16 protein-coding genes are annotated in these 24,245 nt (G+C 70.2%); 6 read left to right on the top strand and 10 right to left on the bottom strand.

From position 1 onward, the window contains the following. The first annotated feature begins 81 nt into the window (after positions 1-81). Complete coding sequence (locus tag ACQPZP_RS20620) at positions 82-2,832, top strand: hypothetical protein (RefSeq protein ID WP_433479220.1); 2,751 nt, start codon at positions 82-84, stop codon at positions 2,830-2,832. A 27-nt stretch (positions 2,833-2,859) separates the two neighbouring features. Here ACQPZP_RS20620 and ACQPZP_RS20615 read toward each other — a convergent pair whose 3' ends face one another. The 4 genes from ACQPZP_RS20615 to ACQPZP_RS20600 all read right to left on the bottom strand — a co-directional run bounded on the left by ACQPZP_RS20615 (position 2,860) and on the right by ACQPZP_RS20600 (position 9,809). Further along, positions 2,860-4,242 carry an MFS transporter gene (locus ACQPZP_RS20615; RefSeq protein ID WP_433479219.1) on the bottom strand — a complete coding sequence of 461 codons (1,383 nt, stop codon included), beginning with the start codon at positions 4,240-4,242 and terminating at the stop codon, positions 2,860-2,862. Then, positions 4,239-4,439, bottom strand: coding sequence for a hypothetical protein (locus tag ACQPZP_RS20610; protein WP_433479218.1), 201 nt, complete (start codon positions 4,437-4,439; stop codon positions 4,239-4,241). The genes ACQPZP_RS20615 and ACQPZP_RS20610 overlap by 4 nt, the downstream gene beginning before the upstream one ends. 116 nt (positions 4,440-4,555) lie before the next feature. Then, positions 4,556-5,344, bottom strand: a complete 789-nt coding sequence (locus ACQPZP_RS20605) for a sensor histidine kinase (RefSeq protein ID WP_433479217.1) — start codon at positions 5,342-5,344, stop codon at positions 4,556-4,558. Between the two features lie 307 nt (positions 5,345-5,651). After that, entirely contained in the window at positions 5,652-9,809 is a 4,158-nt protein-coding gene (locus ACQPZP_RS20600; RefSeq protein ID WP_433479216.1) for a HAMP domain-containing protein, read from the bottom strand. 180 nt (positions 9,810-9,989) lie between these two features. Here ACQPZP_RS20600 and ACQPZP_RS20595 point away from each other — a divergent pair, with 180 nt between their 5' ends. The 4 genes from ACQPZP_RS20595 (at position 9,990) to ACQPZP_RS20580 (ending at position 15,168) form a co-directional block, all read left to right on the top strand. Continuing rightward, positions 9,990-12,914: a helix-turn-helix transcriptional regulator gene (locus ACQPZP_RS20595; protein WP_433479215.1), complete on the top strand. Its 2,925-nt coding sequence runs from the start codon at positions 9,990-9,992 to the stop codon at positions 12,912-12,914. A 199-nt stretch (positions 12,915-13,113) separates the two neighbouring features. Beyond that, the gene (locus ACQPZP_RS20590) at positions 13,114-13,908 is read left to right on the top strand and encodes a GNAT family N-acetyltransferase (protein ID WP_433479214.1); all 795 of its coding nucleotides are present in this window, start codon (positions 13,114-13,116) and stop codon (positions 13,906-13,908) included. Then, a complete protein-coding gene (gene infA / locus ACQPZP_RS20585) occupies positions 13,905-14,129 on the top strand; it encodes a translation initiation factor IF-1 (RefSeq protein WP_433469446.1) in 225 nt (74 codons plus the stop codon). Before ACQPZP_RS20590 ends, infA begins: the two co-directional genes overlap by 4 nt. A gap of 184 nt (positions 14,130-14,313) precedes the next feature. Next, a complete protein-coding gene (locus tag ACQPZP_RS20580) occupies positions 14,314-15,168 on the top strand; it encodes an SDR family NAD(P)-dependent oxidoreductase (protein ID WP_433479213.1) in 855 nt (284 codons plus the stop codon). Here the strand turns inward: ACQPZP_RS20580 and ACQPZP_RS20575 are convergent. Then, entirely contained in the window at positions 15,159-15,773 is a 615-nt protein-coding gene (locus tag ACQPZP_RS20575; RefSeq protein ID WP_433479212.1) for a TetR/AcrR family transcriptional regulator, read from the bottom strand. The genes ACQPZP_RS20580 and ACQPZP_RS20575 overlap by 10 nt on opposite strands. Before the next feature lie 99 nt (positions 15,774-15,872). Continuing rightward, complete coding sequence (locus ACQPZP_RS20570; protein ID WP_433479211.1) at positions 15,873-18,857, bottom strand: right-handed parallel beta-helix repeat-containing protein; 2,985 nt, start codon at positions 18,855-18,857, stop codon at positions 15,873-15,875. Positions 18,858-19,045: 188 nt separating this feature from the next. On the opposite strand from ACQPZP_RS20570, the gene ACQPZP_RS20565 reads away from it, so the two are divergent. Beyond that, positions 19,046-19,861, top strand: coding sequence for a lysostaphin resistance A-like protein (locus tag ACQPZP_RS20565; RefSeq protein ID WP_433479210.1), 816 nt, complete (start codon positions 19,046-19,048; stop codon positions 19,859-19,861). On the opposite strand, the gene ACQPZP_RS20560 is transcribed toward ACQPZP_RS20565, so the two are convergent. From ACQPZP_RS20560 to ACQPZP_RS20545, 4 genes are read right to left on the bottom strand one after another with little or no spacing between them, the layout of a single operon-like run. After that, complete coding sequence (locus ACQPZP_RS20560) at positions 19,853-21,067, bottom strand: phosphopentomutase (RefSeq protein WP_433479209.1); 1,215 nt, start codon at positions 21,065-21,067, stop codon at positions 19,853-19,855. The two genes, ACQPZP_RS20565 and ACQPZP_RS20560, sit on opposite strands and share 9 nt — an antisense overlap. Continuing rightward, the gene (locus ACQPZP_RS20555; RefSeq protein WP_433479208.1) at positions 21,064-22,236 is read right to left on the bottom strand and encodes an alanine racemase; all 1,173 of its coding nucleotides are present in this window, start codon (positions 22,234-22,236) and stop codon (positions 21,064-21,066) included. The genes ACQPZP_RS20560 and ACQPZP_RS20555 overlap by 4 nt, the downstream gene beginning before the upstream one ends. Next, positions 22,227-23,318: a hypothetical protein gene (locus ACQPZP_RS20550; RefSeq protein WP_433479207.1), complete on the bottom strand. Its 1,092-nt coding sequence runs from the start codon at positions 23,316-23,318 to the stop codon at positions 22,227-22,229. Before ACQPZP_RS20550 ends, ACQPZP_RS20555 begins: the two co-directional genes overlap by 10 nt. Next, positions 23,315-24,244: a phosphotriesterase family protein gene (locus ACQPZP_RS20545; protein WP_433479206.1), complete on the bottom strand. Its 930-nt coding sequence runs from the start codon at positions 24,242-24,244 to the stop codon at positions 23,315-23,317. Before ACQPZP_RS20545 ends, ACQPZP_RS20550 begins: the two co-directional genes overlap by 4 nt. Between the last annotated feature and the right edge of the window lies 1 nt (position 24,245).

The following is a 24,245-nucleotide window of genomic DNA, read 5'->3' as shown; positions in this document are numbered from 1 at the left end:
CCGCCACGACGGTCGCCGCCGGCCTCATCGACGTCGCCGTCCCCGGCCACCCCCTGCCGGCCCGGCAGTAAGATCCTTTTGGTGAGCTCCTCCCCTCGCGACCCGGAGCTGGCCGCGCTGGCCGCCGGAGCCGGAACCGACCACCCGCGCAAGCTCAAGTCGGCCTTGACCAGACTGGCCCGGCCGCTGTCAGCGGCGGACCGGATCTCCTTCTTCGAGGACGCGTGCCGCGCGTTCGTGGCCGCGGCTGTGTCGGAGACGGCTGCGGAGCTCGCGACATGGTCCTTCACCCAGGCCCGCAAGGCCGAGAAGGACGACGCGAGCGCGCGCGACCTGGAACGGCTGCACACGACGCTCCTGGAGTTCGTCCCGGCGGGAGTGGTCGGTCCGGCCGTCTTGCGCGACCACGCCAAGACGCTCAGCGGGCTCCTTCCGCCGGACGAGGCGCATGCTCGGTTCCGCGAGGTGGTCTGCGCGGGGTTCGACGCCGGGCTGATCCCGTACGCACGCCTCTTCCCCGACCTGCGGAAGCTCGCCGTCGCGACCGGGATCGCCAAGCACGATGAGGAGGAGTTCCTTGCCGCGCGGTTGCTGCGCGACGGGCTGCTGCCCGGCGCGTCCCAGACGATCTGGGCCGCTGCGCGGAAGGCCCTGGCGGCGGTGGCCGGCCGCGACGGCGACCTGATGGAGCTGCTCATCGCGGCCGAGCCCGACCGGGCGCGGCACGAGGCGGAGGGCGGGGCCGAGCTCGCCGAGAAGATGCGGCAGATGTGGCTGGCGACGCTGGCCGACGCGGGAGCGGGTGCCCGGTTGCCGGCGGACTGGTTCGCCACCACCGGGCGCCGCTGCGCCGTCGACGTGCTGCTGACGCTGGTCGACCAGGCCGGGGAGCGCCTCTTCCGGGACGGCGCGGAGCCGGGCGGCGACATCGACCCCGACGGCGATCCGGCGGCCATCCCGCCCAGGCGCGCGCGCTGGAGCGATGCGCCTGACGCCGAGCTGAGGACCCGGCTGAAGGCCGACGTCGAGGCGGGCTACCTCTACCGCTTGAACCGGGCGCTGTCGTGGCTGGTCGACGAGGGGTACCGGTTCAGGGAGCGCAATCCCGGATTCGCGCGGGAGATGGAGTTCTGCGATCCGGTGGAGGCGCTGCTGACGGAACTGCGTGCCGGCATACCGGAAGAGTTCGCGATCCCCGTCTCATTCACGGACAATGTCGCGCGGTCCGTCGTCCAGCATCGCGAGTACCTGTCCGTGCGGACCCGCCGGGAGGTCGAGGTCGACGACGGCGGCGGATCCCCGTGGAGGGTGCATCTCGGCCGCTTCCCGAAAGAGATGATGCCCTGGTACGACGGCGAGACCATGCGCGTGTCGCGGGTGGGGCCCGGCGGCCGCTGGCAGACGTTCCGGGCGGAGGGCCCGGTCGCCGCCGGGCCGGAGAGCGAGGAACTCGCGCTGACGTACGAGCCGGGAGCCCGCACGGCGCGTCCGGAGGCGCCCGGGGCCGGGGAGGTCACCTATCCGGGGGCCTCCGCCCCGAGCCGGGTCCGCCTTCATCAGGGCCGGATCAGCGTCACCGCACCTGACGGCTCACAGAGCGCCCGGCTGGGCTACTCGCCGAGGGACCCGTCCGTGCCGCCGCCCGCCGTCTGGGGCAGGCGGAACCCTGTCGACCCGGCCGGGTCGGTCGCGCTGCGCACGCTGGACCGGGACACCGCCGTGCGCATCGTGACGGCCGCGCTGCCCGCCTCTCGCTGGGTGCTGCGGCCCGTACGGGACGAACTCCTCCGCCTGGTGCCCGAGATCACCGAGTCTTCGCTGATCGCCGCAGTGACTCAGCGGATGCACAGCACGGCGCAATGCCTGCTGAACGAGCATTGGCTCCGGATGAAGGATGGGGCGGCGCCCCGGCCGCCGTGCTCCCCGCTGCTGGAATTCCATCCCGAGTTGCCGGTGATGGGCGTGCGGGACCTTGTGTCGTTGCGGGTATTCGAGAAGCACGCGCTCGCGGCGGCGGAGGGGCCGAACCCCGCGGAGCCCGAGTTGCTGTACAAGGTCGAGCAACCGCACGGGGCCGACCGTCTCGTCGAGGATTTCGGTGGGCTGGCGCGCCACGTGACACCCGTCCTGTGGCCGTGGCAGCGGCCCCATGCCGTGTGGAGCCTGGACGAGCTGAGCACCTGGGCCAACTCCGGATGGGGCGACGGAAGCGGACGCTACCGGCTTCTCTGGTTCGAGCAGCCGTCCCCTGGCCCGCCGTCAACGCCGAACATCCAGGTATGGCGTACTCACAACGGATCGCTGCTGTCGTTCAGCGGGTGGCATCGGCGGGGGTTCGCGGCGGTCGAGTACTCGCCTGACGGACGTTTCGTGCCTATCCGCCTTCCGGAGCGGGACCTCGTTGGCGACCCCGTCCCGCAAGGATGGCTCTCCCAGGAGAGGTTGCTGCGGCTGAAGCGCCTGCTGACCGAGAACGGGCCGCCTCCGGTTCGCGCCGAGACCGTGCGGGAACTGGCCGCCCGGACCGGCCTCACGACCGCGCAGGCAGTCGACCTGCTGTACGGGGACGCGGACGGCAACCTCCGCCCCCGGGCACTGCCGTCAGGCGCGGACCCGGGTCTTCCCGCCGAGATCGCCGACCTGCTCGAAGCCACGAGGAATGAAAGGCCGGACCGGAATCACCAGTTCGCGTTCCGCCGCGACTCCGGCCGCCTGGGACTGATCCGGGAACGGCTGATGCCCGACGACCCGGCCGACCTGTGGAACTCCGGCTTCGACGTCGCCCGGGCCGCCGACTGGTGGCGGCTGGAATGCGAGCGCCAGGGCTGGTGAGAAACGCGCCTTGATCCGGATCGCACGTCAAGGTGATCGGGAGAGCTGAGGGGGGGCGGCCTCCTCCATGACCCTGCGCGCGTCGCGCTCGAACGACGCCCTCGCCCCCAGCGTGAGGAGCCCGCCGGCTACCGTCGGGATCACCAGGATGTACATGCCGGCGAGCAGCGACCCGAGCCGGTCCGAGGCGATGCCGACGACGAGGGGGCCGAAGGCGCTGCCGGCCGTCATGAGCAGTTGGAGGACGGCGAAGCCGAGACCGCGCGACGCGGCCGGGAGCACGTCCGCCAGGCACGCCGTGAGGTTCGGGATCGCGATGGCCATCAGCGAGCAGGAGAGCAGGACCAGCGCGGTCAGCGGGCCGATCGACTCCATCGACAGCGCTCCGGCCAGGACCAGTGAGCCCGCCGTGATGCCGCTGCCGCCGGCCAGCAGTCGGCCGCCCCGGCGGGAGCCGTGCCACTTCCCGCCCAGCCACGAACCGGCCAATGTGCCGGCCAGCGTGCCCGCGACCGGGATCAGTCCACTCAGCGAGCCCGCCGTGCCCGTGCCGGCGCCGAGGGTGCGCACCATGAACGTGGGCAGCCAGTAGAAGATCCCGGCCAGGCCGAGGATGAGCAGGGACTGCCCGGCACAGACGAAGACCAGGGTGGGGATGGCGAGGACCTGCCGGACCTGCCCCCGGAACGGAGGCTTGGGCAAGGGTTCCGCGGAGGCGGTGGAAGTGGACATGGAGGCGGCGGCGTCCGGACCAGCCGCGACCGGCGGGGGCGGGGACACGGCGTCGGCCGCCACCAGGCGGTCGAGCTCGCCGCGCCGCGGCTCGCGCAGCAGCCAGACGAGCATGGCCGTGAACACGCCCGGCACCACCATGACCAGGAACGCCGTCCGCCAGGAGAACGCCTCCGCCAGCACCCCGCCCAGCAGCGTCCCGATGCCCCCGAGGTGAGCGGTGACGCGTGTGAGCCCGTACGCCTGGGCACGGCCGGCCGGCGGGTAGTAGTCGGCGAGAAGGCTGCCCGAGGCGGGGTTGTCGATGTTCTCGGCGGCCGTGAGCAGCACGCGCATCAGGTAGAACATGACGAACCCGGTGGCCAGCCCGGAGCCCAGCGTGGCGATCGCCCAGAAGAAGACGACCACCGCGATGATCCGGGTGCGGCTGAACCGGTCCGCCAGATACCCGGCGGGCAGGCACACCACCGCCGCGGCCAGGGCGGCGGCCGTCGGGATCGAGCCCGCGGCCGTGTCACCGAACCCCCACTCCCGCTGCACGGCCGGGAGCACGCCGGACAGCAGGTTGTGCTCGATCCGGTCCACGAGTCCCACGATGAACAGGACGACCAGCGGCGCCCAGCCGAACGGCGCGCGCGAACCCGCGTCGATGACGCCGCCGGACCGAGGGTCGGTCACAACCTGCCGAGGGCCTTGGCGAGGGCGGTCGCGGTCGAGGCGATCACCTTGTCATCGTGCGGGGCGTCGTCGACGCTGCGGTCGCTTGAGGCGTCCTTCTCGCCGATGGTGGCACCCGCCGCATGGACGAGGACGCCGAGCAGGGCGGAAGCGGTCAGGGTTGCGGGTCCAAGTCGCAGCCGGAGGCGTCGTGTCATGCCGAGAAGAACATCAGAGACCATCCACGTCGGTCCAATACCGATATGGATCAATCATTGATATGTGAATCCATATCAATGCTGGTTCTCTGCGGGCCCGATGCAGGGTGGTGCCATCAGTGTTGTGCCGGGTGGTTCTGCAGAGGCTCGTTGCGGCGTGAACCATCGGCCGGCGTCACGCGGGTCAGGGGGAGCCGGAGGACGAAGCGGGCACCGCCGCTGGTGGATTCGCCCACCTCGAGCGTGCCGTGGTGGGCGTGGGCGATCTCGCGGGAGATCCCGAGGCCGAGGCCGGTGCCGTCGCGGTCGCGTTCGCGAGAGGCGTCGAGCCGGACGAACCGCTGGAAGATCTTTTCCCGATCGGCCGCGGCGATGCCGTCGCCGTCGTCGGAAACGATCAGTTCGGCGCTGTCGCCGTTGCGGCAGGCCTCGACCACGACCTTCCGCTTCGCGTGCCGCTGGGCGTTGTCCAGCAGGTTGGCGAGGACCCGGGCGATCTCGCCGCGGACGCCGGTGACGGTCACGCCTGGTTCGAGAGCCTGCCCGGCGGCGAGCTGGTCCGGCCGGTGAGCGAGCTCCGAGGCCACCAGTTCGGCCAGGTCCATCACCTCGGGCTTTCTGCCCCCGCTCCCGTTGTCGCCGTTCGTCGCCTCGGCCTGGGACAGCAGGCGCAGGTCGGTGACGATCGCCTCCAGCCGGCGAACGTCGTGCAACGCCTCTTCGACCAGCTCGTCCATGGAGGTCTGGTCGGGGTACAACTGTGCCTCCTCCAAGCGAGCGCGCAGCCCTGCGATGGGGTTGCGCAGCTCGTGGGAGACCTCGGAGGCGAACCGGCGCTGCTTCTCTAGCGCCCGCTCCAGCCGTCCGATGCGCCGGGTGAGGAACCGGGTGAGCCGAGTGGCCAAGCGCGTTCCGGGCGCCGTGGAAGTCTCGGCGGGCACGGGGATGCTCTTGTCGCCGTCGGCTGTCGGCGGGATGCTGAATGTCCTGGTGGGCCGATGCACTCTGATCAACTGTTCCATGCAGGTTGTCCTCGATCTGACCGGCGCGGTGCCGCCATGGCCGAGCGTCCTTCTGGTACAGCCCAATACTTGCCAACGGCCCGGCCCCGCATATCCCCCATCCATGCGGGTTGTGGTGGCGATGTCGATGACCATGCCCGCGGGCCCTGTCGGTCGATGTGCTCACCGGCCTCACGAGTCACAGGAGGTATCAGCCGCCGGCCGAGTCGCTCCCGGTGTGCCGGCCCGCCACGGGCCGGTCGGTGGACGACCCCGCGCCGGCGTTCTCCGGATCCAGCAAGGCGCGGGCGACGCCCAGCAGTACGTTGACATCGGCCGGTTTCTGCACGTACTCGTTGGCGCCGGCGGCGATCGCCTTATCCCGTTCCCCGGCGATGACCTTGGCGGTGAGCGCGATGATCGGAAGATCGGCGTAGCGCTGATCGCTCCGGATCGCCCGCATGGTCTCGTAGCCGTCCATGCCGGGCATCATGACGTCCATCACGACGAGCGACACGTCGGGGTTCCGGTCGAGCGCTTCAATGCCCTCTTCACCGTTCGTTGCGTGCGCAACCGACATACCCGCTCGTCCAAGGACGTGGGTCAGGGCCGTGACCATGCGGGGATCGTCGTCGACGATGAGGACCTGCGCGTCGGACAGACTCTGTGGCGCGCGGTGCTCGTGAACCGCATGGGACGTACGGTCTTCCTGCCCGGCGTACGCGGTCCGATCGGCCGTCGGGCTGTCAAGGGAGGCGTCGCGCGACGGCGGCCGGGCGAGCAAGGACTCCGCGGAGCCGGAGCCCGTCGTCGCTGGAGCGGGCTCCTCGGTGACGGGCCATGCCGCGGCCTCGCCACGCTGCGGCGGCTGTTCGAGCAGGTCCGCCGGCAGCGGTTGCGCCACGGGCACCAGCAGGGTGAACGAGCTGCCGCGGCCCGGCTCGCTCCTGGCCGTGATCTTGCCGCCGAGCAGGCCCGCGAGTTCACGGCTGATGGACAGGCCGAGGCCGGTGCCGCCGGTGCGGCCGTGGGGATCGTGCGCCTGCTCGAACGCCTCGAAGATCGTGGTGAGCTTCTCGTGCGGGATGCCGATGCCGGTGTCCTCGACGGTGAAGGCCACGAACTCCTCGTCGGGCCGAGGGGGCTCCTCGTCGCTGCTGGTGGCCTTCTCCACGCGCAGCCTGACGTGACCTTCGGACGTGAACTTGAACGCGTTGGACAGCAGATTGCGCAGGATCTGCTGGAGCCGCTGGCCGTCGGAGTAGAGGTCGTGCGGGGCGTCCGGGGCCACCTCGATGTCGAAGTCGAGCCGATGGTCCGCGGCGATCGGCCGGAAGGTGGCGTTGACGTAGTCGAGGAGCTTGGCCAGCGGAAGGTACCTCAGCTGGATGTCCATCCGGCCGGCCTCGACCTTCGACAGATCGAGGATGTCGTTGATCAGCTGCAGAAGATCGGAACCCGACTGGTAGATGTTCTGCGCGAACAGCTGCTCGTCCTGGGAGAGGTTCTGTTCGGTGTCGTCGCACAGCAGCCGGGCGTAGATGAGCAGCGAGCTGAGCGGGGAGCGCAGTTCGTGCGACATGTTCGCCAGGAACTCCGACTTGTACCTTGAGGCGGAGGCCAGCTGTGCCGCCTTCTCCTCCAGTTGCTCGTTGGAGCGCCGCAGCTCGGCCTGCTGCCGTTGCAGCTCCACGGAACGGTCTTGGAGCTGGGCCGTCAGCTGCTGGGACTGGCTGAGCAGCGCCTCGGTCCGGGAGTTGGCGATGATGGTGTTGATCGCGACGCCGATGGTGTCGACGAACTGGTCGAAGAAGGCCAGGTGCACATTGGAGAAGCGGCTGAACGAGGCCAGTTCGATGACGCCGAGCACCTTGTCCTCGAACGGGATCGGGATGATGACGACGCTCGTCGGCGCCCCCTCCCCGATCCCGGAGTTGATGGTGATGTAGCCGGGTGGGGCGTCCTCGACGAGGATGCGCTTCTTCTCCTGGACGGCCTGCTGCACCAGGCCGTGGGCCGGCATCTCGCCGGTGTCGACGGTCCGCTCCTGGGAGGCGTAGCCGGCGATGTACGCGAGCCCCTTGCCCGGGGCGCCCCTACCGTCGGTGTCGGCCAGGAAGAAGGCGCCGTACTGCGCCTTCACCAGCGGGGTCAGCTCGCGAAGGACCAGGTCGGCGACCTCCATGAGGTCGCGGTGTCCCTGCATCAGCCCGGCCAGGCGGGTGAGATTGGACTCCAGCCAGTCCTTGGCCTGGGTCGTCTCCCGCAGGTTGGAGACCATCTGGTTGATGTTGTCCTTCAGCTCGGAGACCTCACCGCGGGTCTTGACGGTGATCAGCCGCGACATGTCACCCTGCGTGACCGCCGAGGTCACCTCGGCGATGGCGCGTACCTGGTTGGTGAGGTTGAGGGCGAGCTCGTTGACGTTGCTGGTGAGGTCCTTCCACACCCCCGAGACGCCGCGGACCTGGGCCTGGCCGCCGAGCTGACCTTCGGTGCCGACCTCGCGGGCCACCCGGGTGACCTCGTCGGCGAACGCCGACAGCTGATCGACCATCGTGTTGATCGTCGACTTGAGTTCCAGGATCTCACCACGGGCATCGACGTCGATCTTCTTGCTGAGATCGCCCTGGGCGACCGCCGTCGCCACCTGGGCGATGTTGCGCACCTGAGAGGTCAGGTTCCCGGCCATGAAGTTGACGTTCTCAGTGAGGTCCTTCCACACCCCCGACACACCGCGGACGTGCGCGCGGCCACCGAGCTGACCTTCGGTGCCGACCTCACGGGCCACCCGCGTGACCTCGTCGGCGAACGCCGACAGCTGACTGACCATCGTGTTGACGGTGTTCTTCAACTGCAGAATCTCACCCTGAGCGTCCACAGTGATCTGCTTGGACAGATCCCCCTCGGCGACCGAGGTGGTGACCTCGGCGATGTTCCGCACCTGGTTGGTGAGGTTGAGGGCGAGCTCGTTGACGTTGTCGGTGAGGTCCTTCCAGATTCCGGACACGTCCCGGACCTGGGCCTGGCCGCCGAGGTTGCCTTCGGTGCCGACCTCACGGGCCACCCGGGTGACCTCGTCGGCGAACGCCGACAGCTGATCGACCATCGTGTTGATCGTCGACTTGAGTTCCAGGATCTCACCACGGGCATCGACGTCGATCTTCTTGCTGAGATCGCCCTGGGCAACCGCCGTCGCCACCTGGGCAATGTTGCGCACCTGAGAGGTCAGGTTCCCGGCCATGAAGTTGACGTTCTCAGTGAGGTCCTTCCACACCCCCGACACACCGCGGGCGTCCGCGCGGCCACCGAGCTGACCTTCGGTGCCGACCTCACGGGCCACCCGCGTGACCTCGTCGGCGAACGCCGACAGCTGACTGACCATCGTGTTGACGGTGTTCTTCAACTGCAGAATCTCACCCTGAGCGTCCACAGTGATCTGCTTGGACAGATCCCCGTCGGCGACCGAGGTGGTGACCTCGGCGATGTTCCGCACCTGGTTGGTGAGGTTGTAGGCCATGAGATTGACGTTGTCGGTGAGGTCCTTCCACACCCCCGAGACACCGCGTACCTGCGCGCGCCCGCCGAGCCGTCCCTCGGTGCCGACCTCGCGGGCCACGCGGATGACCTCGTCGGCGAACGCCGACAGCGTGTCCACCATCGTGTTGACGGTCAGCTTCAGCTCCAGCAGCTCACCGGTCGCCTCGACGGTCACCGACCGGGTCAGGTCGCCGCGGGCGACGGCGGTCGTCACCAGCGCGATGTCCCGCACCTGGGCGGTGAGCCGGCCGGCCATCGTGTTGACGGCCTCGGTGACGTCCCGCCAGGTGCCGGCCAGGCCGTGCACCTTGGCGCGTCCGCCGAGGCGGCCTTCGATGCCGACCTCGCGGGCCACCCCGGTTACCTCGGCTGTGAACAACGACAGCTCGTCGACCATGTGGTTGACCGTCTGCCCCAGCCGGCGCAGCCCGCCGCGCAGCGGCCTGCTGTCGTCATGCAGGTCCACCCGCTGGCTCAGGTCGCCGCTGGCGACCGCCTCCAGGACTCGGCTGGCGTTCATGGTCGGCACGACCAGGGCGTCCATCAGCGTGTTGGCCGCCTCGACGGTCGCCGCCCATCCGCCCTGGCCGGGGCTGGGCGACAGCCGCTCGTCCAGCCGGCCATGGCGGACGATCTCGCGGCGGACCCGTCTCAGCTCGTCCGACTGGTGCAGGTTGCGGTCGGCGATCTGGTTGAAGACGATGGCGAGCTCGGCGGGCACGCCGCCGCGGTCGACCGGCAGCCGGACCTGGAAGTCTCCGTCGCGGAGCGCCTGCATCGCCGCCAGCAGCGGGTGCAGGTCGGCCATCTGAGTCGGATCTGAAGCCATAAAACCACGCTATAACCCATATGCGGACTTTTGCTTTTCATGGTGTCCGATTGGGAATCGCATTACGTCGCGGGGTCCTGCGCATTTTTTCGCTGATTGCCGGAGAAGCTCGCACCATACGCCTCACGTAGCTGTTCGTCGAGCGTTCGCGCAGGTCGCGACGGAGGCGGGCCACGGGTAATGACAGTTCCAAACGTTGCGCGCGGGCCTGCCGCGTTGTGTCATGGATCCATGGAGGCGGACAAGGGAAAGGATCGGCCGCACGACACGGGGGCGGGAACCGACGCATCCTTGTCCCGTCCCGGATGGCGCGGCCGGACACGCGAATGGCGGCCCATCGCCGAATTGCTGAGGGCGATCAGGCACGGCCGAGGTGGCGTGGTCCTCGTGGAAGGCCCTATGGGGGTGGGGAAGACCCGGCTCCTCCATGAAGCCGCGGAAGCGGCCGCGCGCGAGCGGATCGCGGGCACGGACGCCGCGGGCGACGAGTTCGGGCGCCTGGTGCCGCTGGCCCTGCTGGCGACCGCGCTCAGGGAGCCGGCGCTGGGCTCACCCGAACCCGCGCTGTCGTGGCGCGCGCTGACGGCGGAACCGCCCGGTGCCGAGACGGTCGATCTCCGGCCGTCGCTTGTGGAGCGGCTGCGCTCCCGATTCGAAGAGCGGGCAGGCCGCGGCCCCTTGCTGATCACGCTGGACGACCTGCAGTGGGCCGATCCGACGACCCGGCTGGCACTGCGGTCCCTGCTGCCGGAACTCGCCTCCTATCCGCTCGGGTGGATCCTGAGCCGTACAAGCGGTATGGGTGATCAGGCCCTGGACGGGCTGTACAGTTCGCTCGCGCGGCATGGCGCCACCCGTGTCGTGCTCGGGCCGCTGGACGACCATGCGGTCGCGGAGATCGCCGCGGACGTCCTCGGCGCGCCGCCCGGTCCCGACGTCCTCGACCTGACGGCCGACGCGGACGGAAACCCCTTCCTGCTCATCGAACTGCTCAAGACATGGGAGCTCGAGGGTGCGGTCGAGGTCGCCAAGGGCGGTGCACGGCTGACCCCGGCGGCACGTGTCCAGGCGAGCGCGCGGAGCAGGCTGCTCCGGCTGCCCGAGCCGACCCGGCAGCTGCTCCAGGTGGCGGCGATCCTGGGCCATTCCTTCTCGGTGGACGATCTGGCCGAGATGCTCGGCGAGCCGGTCGACGGACTGCTGACGCGGCTCACCCAGACGATCCGGGCGGGCATCATCGTGCCCGACGTGGATCAGCTGGCGTTCCGGCACGACATGCTGTGGCAGATCGCCACTGAGATGGTCTCCAAACCGGTGCGCCTGGCGCTGCAGCGGCAGGCCGGAGAGATGCTGCTGCGTCGAGGCGCGGTCGTGCCGGCCGCCGGCTACCTCGTGCGCTGCGCCAGGCCGGGAGACGAGCGAGCGCTCGACGGGCTGGAACGGGCGGCACACGCGATCCTGCCCTACTCGCCGCCCTCCGCGGCGGACCTCGCCGTCCGGGCGCTCGAACTCACCGACCCGTCCGATCATCCCGCGCTCCTCGCCCGCACGATGACGGCGGTGGACGCGCTGAAGGCCGCGGGGCGGCTCACCGAGGCGATGGACTCCGCCCGCGAGACGCTGCGGCAGGCGCCCGCCGGTCCATGGGCCGACCGCCTGCGGTACGAACTGGCGTCCATCTTCCTGCTGAGCGGACGGCCCGCCCAGGCCGTGACCGAGGCGGAGGACCTGCTGATGCGCCAGGACCTCGGCAGAGAACTGCACGATCTCACGGAACTGGCGAGGTTCCAGGGTCTGCTGGCGCTGCACGAGTTCGGACGGGGACGGGCGCGGGCCAAGGCGATCCTCGCCGACCGGCCCGGGCATGCCGACACCGCCCTGGTCGGGGCGTTGCTGCTCAGTGCGCACCTCGCGTGGGAAGAGGCCCGGGCCGACGACGCCTTCCGCGACCTCCATGAGGCCGTGCGCCTGGCGGACAGGGGATCGATCGGGGCCCGGCTCGCCTACCCCCGCCTTTTCCTGGTCCGCTGCCTCACCGGGATGGGACGGCACAGCGAGGCCGACAACGTCCTTTGGGCCGCGACCGCGGACTTCGAGACCTACGGGTCGGTCGCACACGCCGCCACCCCGGCCTTCTTCCGGGCCTGTCTGTCACTGGCCGCCGGCCAGACCGACGACGCGGCGGCGGAGGCCGAGACCGGACTGAAGGCCGCGGACGAATGGGGCACCTACGCGTTGACACTGCTCGGCCTGGCCACACTGGCCGTCGTCGCGGTGCGGAAAGGCGACCTGGAGACGGCCGAGCAGCACATCGAGCGCCTGGAATCGGAACGGCGGGCGGCACAGGGCGAGCTGTACGGGTCGCTCTGGAGCACCTGGGCCGTCTCCCTCGTCAGGGAGGTCCGAAGCGGCCCGCGGGAGGCGATGGAACCGCTCCGCGACTGCTATGCCAACGTACGGGACCGGTGCTGGATGCTCATGCTCGAACCCAACGCGGCGGCCTGGATGACCCGTATCGCCCTGGCCGCGGGCGACCACTCGGCGGCCGCGGACATCGTCGAGACCGCCCGGCAGATCGCGCACGACAACCCGGGCTATCCCGCGCTGGCCGCCGCGGCCGCCCACGCACAGGGAATCCTCAACGGCGACGCCACGGCCCTCGTCCAGGCCGCGGCACAGCACAGCGACCCCTGGGGCACCGCATCCGCGACGGAGGACCTCGGGCTCCTGCTGATCAGTGATCGCGAGGCGGCCATCGAGAAGTTCGACGAGGCCGCCGAGGGCTACCGGAGGATCGGCGCGCTCCGGGACGCGGCCCGGATCCGCGCCCGGCTGCGGAACCTGGGCGTACGACGCCGCCACTGGTCCTATGCCGACCGGCCGGCCATCGGATGGGACAGTCTCACCGACTCCGAGCGCAGCGTCGCGTCCCTCGTGGCCCAGGGCCTGACCAACCGCCAGGTGGCCGCCCAGATGTTCCTCTCCCCCCACACGGTCTCGTTCCACCTGCGCCAGGTCTTCCGCAAGCTCGACATCGGTTCCCGGGTAGAGCTGGCCCGCATCGTCCCCGAACAACCCGGTCCCGACGAGAACGCGGTCGACTGATCCGCACGTGGCCGAAACCGTTTGAGCGAGGCGGCGCCCCGCTGCTACTGTCTCGGTCGGCCGTGAAGACGTCGCAAGGAGGTGAGACCCGTGAACACAGTCACCCATGGGTGCTCCCTCAGCCCGTCACGGTCCGGCGGCTGACGTTCGGTGTCGCCAGGAGCGCCTGAGATCGAGGCACTCCTGGAAGGAGACTCCGATGAACACGAAGCCTTTCACATCCGGCCTGAGCGAGAACGCGGTGATGATCACGCGCGTCGCGGACAGGCATTGGCATGCACTGGACGACGACCTGGTGGTCGGCCGCGGGTATGCGGAGCACCGGCCCGACGGACGCTTGTTCGTCAGCATCGACGCCTGGCACGACGCCGCCTTCGACCGGCTCGCCGAGGCGATGTCGGCGGAACTGCCGGCGCCGCTGTACACGGTGGTCGACGAGGCCGACGCCGAGCTGACGGCCGGCTGGCGGCGGGCCGGCTTCAGGATCCGGCGCCGCGAGTGGGAGTACGTCGTGCCGACCGACCCTCGGGTCACAGGGCTTGAAGAAGTCCTGCCGCCTCCGGGCGTGACGATCGTGCCCGCCGGTCAGGCGGACGAGAGTCTGCTGCGGGCGGTGGACCGCGCGATCCGTGACGAAGTCGAGGCGGCCGTCGGGTGGTGGCAGTCGATGCCCGCGGAGGTGCTTCCCCGCCCCGAAGGCGACACCATCGTCGACCCGTCGAAGTACGCGGTGGCCGCGGCGCCGGACCGCTACCTGGGTCTGATCCGGGTGGTGACGGTGAACCGGCCGCGCATCGGGCTGGTCGCGGTCCGGGCCGACGAGCAGCGCCGCGGCATCGCGCGGGCGCTGCTGGCCCACGCGCTGGAGACGCTGCACCGCTCCGGGTTCGACGCGGCCTGGGCCGAAGTCCACGAGTCCAACCGAGCGGGCTCGGCGCTGTTCGAGGGCATCGGGGCCCGGCCGGTGGGCAGCAACCTGGAGCTGGTGCGATGACCAGGAACAAGAACGGCATCGAAGTCGAGGGCAAGGTCGTCGAGTGCCTGCGCAGCGCCATGTTCACCGTGGAGCTCGAGAACGGCCACCGGGTGCTCGCGCACGTCAGCGGTAAGATCCGCAAGAACTACATCAAGATCGTGCTTGAAGACCGGGTCCTGGTGGAGCTCACGCCCTACGACCTGACGCGCGGCCGGATCGTGTTCCGGTACCGGAACTAGCGGCCGTCGGTACCTTCCGCGGGAGCCGACCCTGGGGCCCCGGTCACGGCGTTTCCGTGATCGGGGCCCCGATGGCCTTTTCGGGACCTTCTATGGCGCAGATCACGTACCCGCACCTGTCACAGGAGGCGGGTCGTCGGCATCTGGTGTTCGACAGCCTTCAACGGAGGAACGGAAAGTCATCATGAGCAAGGTCTGGTTCGTCACCGGTTCGTCGCGCGGTCTGGGCCGCAGCTTCGTCGAGGCCGCTCTGTCTCGGGGCGACAAGGTGGCCGCGACCGCGCGGAACACCGACGGCTTTGATGAGTTGGTCGCCGCCTATGGCGACGCGGTGCTGCCGCTTGAGCTGGACGTGACCGACAGGGCCGCCGCCTTCAGGGGCGTGAAGCGGGCCAAGGAGCATTTCGGCCGTCTCGACGTCATCGTCAACAACGCCGGCTATGCCCAGATCGGCGCGATCGAGGAGTTGAGCGAGCGGGAGCTGCGCGACCAGATGGAGACCAATCTGTTCGGCGCGGTGTGGGTCGTTCAGGCCGCGCTGCCCCACCTGCGCGAGCAGGGCTCAGGGCACATCGTTCAGTTGTCTTCGGCCGCCGGCCTTGTCGCGATGCCGCTCGGCGGCGCGTACCACGCCTCCAAGTGGGCGCTGGAGGGCCTGAACGAAGCCCTCGCCCGCGAGGTCGCCGGCTTCGGCATCAAGGTGACCGTGATCGAGCCCGGCGGATTCGCCACCCGGTCCGGCGAGAACCCCGATCCACTCGCCAACGGCCACATGGCCGAGACCAACCCGGCCTACGACGGTCTCCGCCGGCGCCTGGCCGAGGTCGCGGGCAAGCAGCCCGCCGGAGACCCGGCCGCCGCCGCCCGGACCCTTCTCAAGATCGTCGACTCCGACGACCCGCCCCTGCGGGTGCTGTTCGGGCAGGGCTTCTACCCGATGATCCAGCAGGCCTACGCCGACCGGCTCAAGACCTGGGCCGACGGGCAGGACCTTTCGGCCGAGGCTCACGGCGGTGCCCGGCGCGCGGCTCAGGGTTGAGGCGGCGGGGCGAACAGGCGGTCGATCATGACGTGCAGGAAGGTCTGGAAGCCGGCAAGGTCGGTGTGGCGCGGAGCGCTGCTGGGCGCGTGGCGGTGAGGTATCTCATCGGAGGTGTGGACGGCGCCGGTGTTGAGGAAGCCGTAGACGCACCACATCACGCTCCACACCAGGTAGTCGGGATCGACGTCGGGGGGCACCCGGTCGCGGATCTTGTCGGCGATCTGTGCTGATCGGGGTTGGACGTACAGCACGTCCATGCGGGCCACGTCGGCGGCGTCTCCCATCCATCCGTGCTGCCACAGCGCCAGGGCCTGCGGGTGGCCGGCGTAGAAGTCCAGGAAGGCATCCGCGAGGAGCTTGATGCCTTCCCTGTCGGACGTAAAGCGGGCGACCGCGTCCTCCATGGCCTTGTCCTCGGCCGTGTGGACATGCTGCATCACTTCGCGGTACAGGTCGGCCTTGGTCGCCGCGACCTGATGAACAGAGCCGATGCCATGCCCTGTCGCGTCGGCGATCATCTGCAGCGATGCCCCGTCGTACCCGAGCTCGGCGAAAATCCGGGTCGCGGTCTCGACCAGCCGATCCTTGTCGATCTCCCCCATGTCCTCACTGTATGTGAGGGGTCTGCGACGAGATCTGAGGGGCGACGACCAAGCTCAGCTCAAACGCTTGCACTTGGTCGCAAGAAGCGGGTGCAGGGCCTAGGGGATGTCTTCGGGCGTGAGTGTGGCGAGTTGTTCGGTGGTGAGTTCGGTGCCGGTGCTGGCGAGTTGTTCGGTGCGGCGTGCGTGTGCGGTGACGGCGGCGCGGAAGAGTTTGTCGACTTCGCGTCCGTTGCCGACCCGGAACTCGTCGCGGTTGGCCTCCAGATAGGTGGCCAGGGCCTGTTGGGTGGGTTCGGGGACGCGGTAGTCGGCGGCTTTGGCCTTGCCCAGGAAGATGGAGACCAGGCCCTCGACCGGGTAGGGCTGGAAGTTCAGGGTGCGGGCGAACCGGGAGGCAAGGCCGGGGTTGGTGGCCAGGAACCCCTCCATCTCGGTGGTGTATCCGGCGGCGATGACGATGATCTCGTCGCGGTGGTCTTCCATCAGCTTGACCAGGGTGTCGATGGCCTCCTGCCCGAAGTCGTTGCCCGTTGCGGCTTGGCGGGACAGGGTGTAGGCCTCGTCGATGAACAGCACCCCGCCGCGGGCCCGCTCGAACACATCCGCGGTCTTTTGCGCGGTGTGCCCGATGTACTGCCCGACCAGATCGACCCGTGCCGCCTCGACGACCTGCCCCTGGGCCAGCACGCCCAGCGCGGTGAGCAGTTCGCCGTAGAGCCGGGCGACGGTGGTCTTGCCGGTGCCGGGCGGGCCGGCGAAGATCAGGTGCCCGGTGAAGGGTTCGGCTTCCAGCCCGGCCGCGCGGCGCCGCCGCGCCGAGGCGATCAGGTTCAGCAGGTCACGGATGTCGTTTTTGACCTCCTCCAGTCCGGTCATCGCGGCCAGGCGGGCCATCACGGTGTCGACCTGCCCGGCGTCGCGGGCCTCCCCGAACCGGGCCGCCAGACCACCGGTGTCGAGGTCCAGGTCCTCGGCCACCAGCTGCGACAGCTGTTGCGCCGAGGGTAGTTCCTCCATCTCGCCGAGGCGTTGGGCTTGACGCTCGATCGCGGCCTCGAACACCTGCCGTGCGGCTCGCCCGTTGCCGAACGAGGCGTCCCGCTTCATTGCCGTGAAGTGCGCCAGGATCGCCTGGCGGGCGTCGTCGGCCAGCTGGTAGCCGTCGGTGTCGGCTTGGGCTTGGACGATCTGGACCAGTTCGGCGGGGGTGTAGTTCTCAAACTCCACCGTGCGGGAGATCCGGGAGGTCAGGCCGGGGTTGGCGGACAGGAACTCGCGCATTTCGGCGGAGTATCCGGCCGCGATGACCACGACTTCGTCGCGGTGGTCTTCCATCAGTTTGACCAGGGTGTCGATGGCCTCCTGCCCGAAGTCGGTGCCGGTCGCCTTGCGGGACAGGGTGTAGGCCTCATCGATGAACAACACCCCACCCCGCGCCCTCTCGAACGCCTCGGTGGTGCGCAGCGCGGTCCCGCCGATGTTCTCCGACACCAGATCGGCCCGACTGACCTCCACGACCTGACCCTGCTCGACCACACCCAACGCCGCCAGGATCCCGCCGTACAACCTGGCCACCGTCGTCTTACCCGTCCCCGGCGGACCCGCGAAAACCATGTGCCGCCCGATCGAGGGACCCGGCGGCAACCCCGCCAAACGCCGCCGCTCAGCCACCTTCTGCAGATTCGCCAACTTCCGAATCTCACGCTTCACCCCCGCCAGCCCGACCATCGCCTCCAACTCGGCCAGCAGCACATCCGCCTTCGTGCCGCCCGGTTCTTCCGGGCCGGGCGTCCCGCTCGGCGGCTCGGCCGGCGCCTGGTCCACGGGCTTGGCCGGCGCCTCGCTCTTGACCTCGGCCGGCGCCTGCTTCGTGCCGTCAGCGGTCCCGGCGTTGAACTCGAAATCGAACCGGTCCGGCTTCCCGTTGCGGACACTCGTCAGGTCGTCGATCTCCACGCTCGACCCGAGGCAGGCGAGGATGCCCCGGCCCTGGTTGTCCGCCACCGTGCAGCCACGGAGGGTGAGCTCACTCTCCGGTTCCACCCCCACGCCGGAGCGCTTGCCGCCGCTGATCGTCAACCCTTCCATCAGGACGCGGACGCCGCCGCCCTTGAGGTTGACACCGATCTTCCCCGCGTCGGCGACCCGCCCCCGGACGACCGTGACGTTCGCCTGATCGGAGAAGTAGAAGCCGTTGCCGCCGGCGCCGACGATCTCGCAGTCCTCCAGGAGCGCGACCCCCTTCTGCACTGCCACGCCGGCCTGCCGCGGCGACTCCGTCCTGACCCGCCGGGCGGTCAGCGAGCCGCCGTCCTTCACCCACACCCCGTCGGACCCGGCGTCCGTGATCAGGCAGTCCTCCGCGAGCGCGATGCCCTTGCCCGTCACGATCAGGGACGTCTTGCCCGTGCCGTGGAACGTGCAGTTGCGGATCGCCGCGTCCGCGCGGTCGTCGACCCTGATCCCGACGCTGGCCGGATTGCTGATCGTGCTCGCCTCGATCAGCGGCTTTGACCCCTCGGTCACCCAGATGCCGTGCCCGCCCGAGTCCCTGACCCTGCACGACCGGATGGTCACCGAACTGCCGCTGCGGAGCGCCACCGAATTGCCGCTCGTCCCGGTGACCGAGGTGCCCTCCATGACCCCGGACGCGGCGCTGTACACGACCCCGCCGTCCTCCACCTTGCAGTCCCGCAGGATGAGCCGACCGCCCTTCGACGCCCGCACGGCGAGTGGGGACCGGGTCACGAACTCGCACTGCTCCGCCAGAACGGAACCTTTGTCGAGCTCCACCGCGGTGCCCTTGTCACTCCAGTTCCGGACGATGAGCCCCTCAAGGATCACATTCCCGGTGACCTCGATCGTGGCGACGGTACGGCCGTCCAGCGTGACCGAACCCGGCCCCTCCACGGCCGTCATGACGAAGTCGCCCGAACTCTTGAACCCCGTGTTCGGGTACGAGCCCGGCTCGATCAGGATGTGCCGCCCAGGCGGTGCATCCGGCGGCAGCGGCGCCTTCAGCGCCTCTAGTACGGTTCGATACGCCCCAGGGGAGGTCTGGGACACGACCAGACGGTGCAAGCTCGGCTCCTCACGAATCACCGTAATGGTGCCACGAGGGGGCCCGTTCCCGCTTTTCAGCGGACCCTCGCGCCCTGAACCGGACGCCGCCGACCCGCCGCGCTTCACCCCGGCCGATGGCCTGCGGGGTCAGGAGCCGGACACATCAGACTCCACCGAACCCGCCGGACTCAAGTTACGATCAGCCGGTGCTGATCAGGTGGAAACGCCATGTAACGCACCATCCGCTACTTGGGGCCATCGAGTTGACACTCGCCTGGCACGCCGTCCTGCTGCTGGTCGCGAAGGTTCTGTTGCCGCCACTCGCGCCGGGATGGTTCCCCGACCTCGGGGCTGCCGTCGTCAACATGGTGTGCTTCGGCGCGGTCCTGCTCCTGCTGTGGAGATGGGGCTGGCTTCGCAAGTCCGGGGTGGCCGCCCTGGGCGTGGCGCGCCGCTGGTGGCTCGCTGCGCCCCTGCTGATCGTCGCGTGCTCGTACGCCCTGGCCGGCCTCGCCGGGAGCACAACGGTGGTGGTCAGCAGTCTCGTCTCGCTGATGTGGGTCGGGATCAACGAAGAGGTCTACAGCCGCGGGCTCGTCCAGCAGGCACTCACCCCGCTCGGACCGATTCGCGCCGCAATCTGGGTCGGCGTGCTGTTCGGGGTAGGACACATCCAGAACTACCTTTTCTTCGGCCAGTCCTTGGACGACACGCTCTGGCAGATCCTTTCCGCCGGGCTGTTCGGCTTCTGCTGCGCCGCCCTGCGGTTCGCGATCGGCTCGGTGTGGCCGATGGTGTTCGTCCACGGGTTGGACGACTTCATGCAGATCCGCTCGCCTGGGTCGGCGCCATGGTGGTGGGATGCGTTCGTGTACGCGTTCCACGCCGCGTTCGGGCTGTGGCTGCTGCGACGGTACGGCTCAGGGACGAGGCCCGAGCGCGACCGTTCATCCGTGTCCTTGCGAAGCGCTCCACCTTGCTCCCGCCCGGAAGGTCATGGCTGCGGCTCGGTTTCAGGCTGAGGTCTGCTTTGCGGTGGCTGAAGTCAGGTCTGTCTGTCGCCGGAGGTCGATGCCCAATGCTTCGGCTGCCGTTGCGGCGATGGTCGCCAAGGTGGAGGCGTCTGGGACGGTGCCGGGTGGGAGTAGCTGGTTGTAGTGGAGCACGGGGACGAACTCCCTTGTGTGGAACGGATGGCCGATCGTCGGGTCGTTGCCGTGGTCGCCGGTGACGATCAGGTGATCGTCGGGGCCCATGGCCGCAATGAGAGAGGCCAGTCCCGTGTCGACCTCCTCCAGAAGGGAGCCGTATCTCCGCGCGTCCTGCTGGTGCCCGGCCAGGTCGGTTTCCTGCACGTTCGCCACCACCAGGGCGTCGGCCGTGCGTGCGAGGGCCATGGAGGTCTGCTCGAGGACTTCACCGGTCTCGACGGCCGGGCGGTGCTCGGCGGACGGGCACACGATGATGTCGGCGGCCTTGCCGATGAGGGTCACCGGCAGGCCCGCCGCGGCGGCGCGTGAGGGGAGCTGCCGGGTGTGGTCGATCTCCACGGCCAGGTGGGCGACCCGGAGGCCGTCGTTGACGTAGAAACCCGAGGCGGGCGTGTCCAGTCCCGCCGTGCCGCTCGCACCGGACCGGACGGCGCGCAGGAGCGGTGGGGGGCCGTGGCCGCCGACGGCGATCACCCGGGCCGTCGGAGCCACCGTCCGGACCGTCCGCGCGATGGACAGGATCGACTCGAACGGCAGGTCGTCGAGGCGGCCGCTGACGTTCCAGCTGAGGCCCGGATCGGCTTCGAGGTTGTCGCCGACGACGGCCCCCTCGTCGACGAGGAGGACGGGGAGGTCGTCCAGCGGATGTGCCTCATGCCCGGCCGCGTGCAGTGCGGCCGCGACCGTGTCGATGTGGTCGGAGAACAGGGCGAGGGCCGTCCCGCTCATGTCGGTGCCCATCATCGTCTGGTGGCCGCTGAAGGTGTCCGCGCCCGGGTATCCGAGGGCGGACCGTCCCGCGGACGCCCCGGCGGCGATGGGGAAGGCCAGGCTCTCGTGCGGGTGCAGGAGTCCGAGTCCCAGTGTGCCGAGCGCGGGAAGGCGCAGTGTTCCCCCGGCGGTGTCCAGGACGTGGCCGAGGGTGTGCGCGGCGGCGTCGCCGGGACGCGAGGCGGATGCGTCCGGCATGGCACCGATGCCGAGGCCGTCGACCACGAGGATGGCGACACGGGTCACCAGGGCCTCCCGTGCGAGTCCGACAGGCCGAGGAGCCGGGGCCTGCCCGAGGAGACCCCTCGCAGGGCGCCGACCGCGCTGCGGGTGACGAAGATCTGCGTGCGGAAGGACAGGACGGCGGTGTCGCCGACGCGGAGTGGCGCCCCCGGGGACGGGGCGCCCAGTAGGCGGTAGTAGTCGATGTTCTCGGGCGGAGCGGGTTCGACGGGGAGGCTGAACGGCTCGCCGGCGCTGGGGAACACGAGGGCCTCGTCCGGCCGGCCCCGGGGGTAGAAGCCGCCGCCGAAGACCGCGGGCCGACCGTCCGGGAGGATGTGCGCGATCTCGGAGACGTAGACCATCGCGGGCAGTTCGGGCTGGGTGAGGTCGGTGGCGTGCAGCGGGGTCGTCGCGGTGAGCGCGTGACCGGGCTCCCCGTGGGTGACGCCGTGCGCGGCCAGCAACGGGATGCTCGCGGCGGCCGTCGCGCTGGGCGCGCTGACGACGCTGATGGGCGACCCTGCCGCGGCGAGGCGGGACTTGGCGGTCAGGAGGGTCCGCAGGTTCGGGGTGGGTGCGATCGCCGCGGACGCCTCGTCGTAGAGCAGGCAGGGGAACGAGGTGACGCCTTCGAGGGTCACGGCGTCCATGTCCCGAACCTCGGCGGCGAACTTCTCGACATCGGGCAGGGGGACGCCGCCTTCCTGCCCCGGGTAGATCTGGTCGGTCGCGGCGACCACCCGGGCCAGCAGCGGCTGGGTGATCCCGAGGTGCTCCGCGGCGGCGGACACCGCACGGGCCTGATCGGCTCCGAAGACGGTGACGTACCCGGGGCGCCGGGCCAGCACCTCCCGCATGGCGTTGAACGGGACCTGGACGAGGTGGCCGACGTTGCCCAGCCCGGCCCCGGCGTCCTGGATCGCGCGGGCGTCGCGCAGGTCGATGGCGGCGGCGAGAGGGAGGTGCTGGGCCACCGTCCGGATCACATGCGGGTTGCGTCCCACCTGTTTGAACACCGGCCACAGCCGGACGTCGTGGGCGGCGGCCACCGCGGCGAGCGTCGCGGCGTTGGCGGCGACCGCGTCCAGGTCGATCAGGTAGGTGTCGGGTGGGATGCGGCCGGATCGATGGAGCCCCGCGGCGGCCTCCACGAGCCGCGGGTTGCGCGCCAAGGTCGCGGTCAGGAACACCGGACCTCCCGCAGCGCTCCGGCCAGGATCTTGATCACGAGGTCCGCGCCCGACCGCATCGGGTTGATCCGGATCGTCCAGTCGGCCAGCTCCGGGGTGTCGGCGAGGAAGGTCTCGGAGAGCCGGTAGAAGAGCGGGGTGATCTCGTACCGGGAGTTCGCTCCGACCGGGTAGGGAGCCGCCCCGAACCGTGCGGCCGCCTCGATGACCCGCCGGGCCACGGGGGCGTCCAGCCGCACGAGCACGCACCGGTCCTGCGCGTTGGCGACGCGGACCTGGGCGACCCCGGGAACCTCGCCGGCGTCCAGCCGCTCGGCGATCTCGGTGACGACCGCGGACTGCACGGCCCACAGGACGGGGACGTGGGTCAGCGCGCGCAGGGCGTCGAGCGCCTGCGGCCCCTGCACCTGGCCGCCGCCCGAGTAGTTGTCGGCGTGCACGCGGTCGACGAGGTCGCGCGAGCCGACGACCAGCCCGACGCCCTCGGGGCCGAGCAGCTTGAACAGTGACAGCGCCGACGCCTCCGCGCCCATCTCGACGCCGGTGCGGGGGACGCGGAACGCCGCGTAGTTGTCGTCGACCAGCGCGTGGACGCCCAGGGCCGCGTACCGTGCGATCACGTCGGCCGGATCATAGGAGTCGTCAGGGCGCTGCCTGGAATGCTGGATGTAGATGTAGGGGGCCGCCGCCTCGGCCGGGGATGTGTTGAAGTCGGTCTCGACCAGGTCGAGCCCCATCGAGCGGAAGGTCGTCGCGGTCGTCGCGTAGGCGGGGGAAGCGTGCACGATCAGGCGTTCGCCCGGTGCGAGGGCCGCGGTGAGCATGGCCCTGATCGCGCCGCTGCCCGCGCCCTGGACGAGGACCGCCGCGGGGGCGCCGAGGAAGTCGGCCAGCGCGTCCTCCGTCCGGCGGGTGGCATCGGGACGTCCCCACCGCGGCGTCACGCCGACGTCGGCCGAGAACAGCCGCTGCCCGTCGAAATGGTCCGCCACGCATTCCAGCAGCCGGAACTGCCGGGCCATCGCCTCCTCCAAGGGGACGGTCGGCAGCGGGTGGGTCTCGCGCAGCTCCGGCGCGGTCATCGGGCCTCCCCCGAGGTCAGGAACCGGACGGGATTGTCGTGCAGGATCAGGTGCAGGGTCGTCTCGTCGACGCCCGCGGCCGCCAGCCGTGGCGCGAAGGAACGCAGGACGGTGCCGTATCCGCCGCCGCCGTTCTTCGTCAGGTAGCCGGCGCGGGAGACGTCCGCGCTGAGCAGGAGCCGGTCGGCATGCCCGGCCTCGATCAGGTCGAGCGCCCGCCGGAGCCGGACGTCGTCGCTCTGGTAGGACGTCTTGCCGATCGTGTCGAAGGCGACGTACGCGCCGGCTTCGGCGATCTTGCGGTGGGTCAGGGCGTCGTCCAGGAGGTCCTGGTGACCGATGCTGATCCGGCCGGGGACGACTCCCCCGGCGGTCAGCACGTCGAGCTGCGCGAGTCCGCCGCGGCCGAGGTGGGCGTGCGTGGCGAGCGGCAGATCCGAGTGGAGGGCGGCTCGGGCGGCGGCCTGCAGGCAACGCTCCTCGTCCCCCGAGGGCGTCGGGCCGCTCGTGCCGACCTCACCGATCACGCCCGGCCGGACGGCGGTGCCGTCCAGACCGTTCTCGATCTCGTCGAGCAGCCGGCGGGTCAGGTCCGCGACGCTCGATCCGGCGACGTAGGACGGGTGGAACGCGGCGTGGTAGAACCCGGTCGCCGCCACCACCGCCACTCCGGCACGCTCACTGATCCGGGCGAGCGCGGCGGCGTCCCGTCCCATGCCGAGACAGGTCAGCTCCACGACGGCCGCGAGGCCGTGCGAGCGCCGCAGCGCCGCCAGTTCGCCGGCGACCGCCGTCTCCTCGTCGAGGAGCGCCGCGGGGTCCGGTGCCCGGCCCGCGGGCTCGCGCAGGTCGACGCGCAGATGCTCGTGGGCGAGCACCGGTCCGTCCGGTACTGGGACCTCCCCGAGTACGGTCCTCAGCCTCATG

Source organism: Spirillospora sp. CA-142024, from assembly GCF_050942325.1.
Classification (GTDB): Bacteria; Actinomycetota; Actinomycetes; order Streptosporangiales; family Streptosporangiaceae; genus Spirillospora.
Note: the sequence above shows the minus strand (reverse complement) of the source record. Positions and strands in the feature narration are given on the sequence as shown.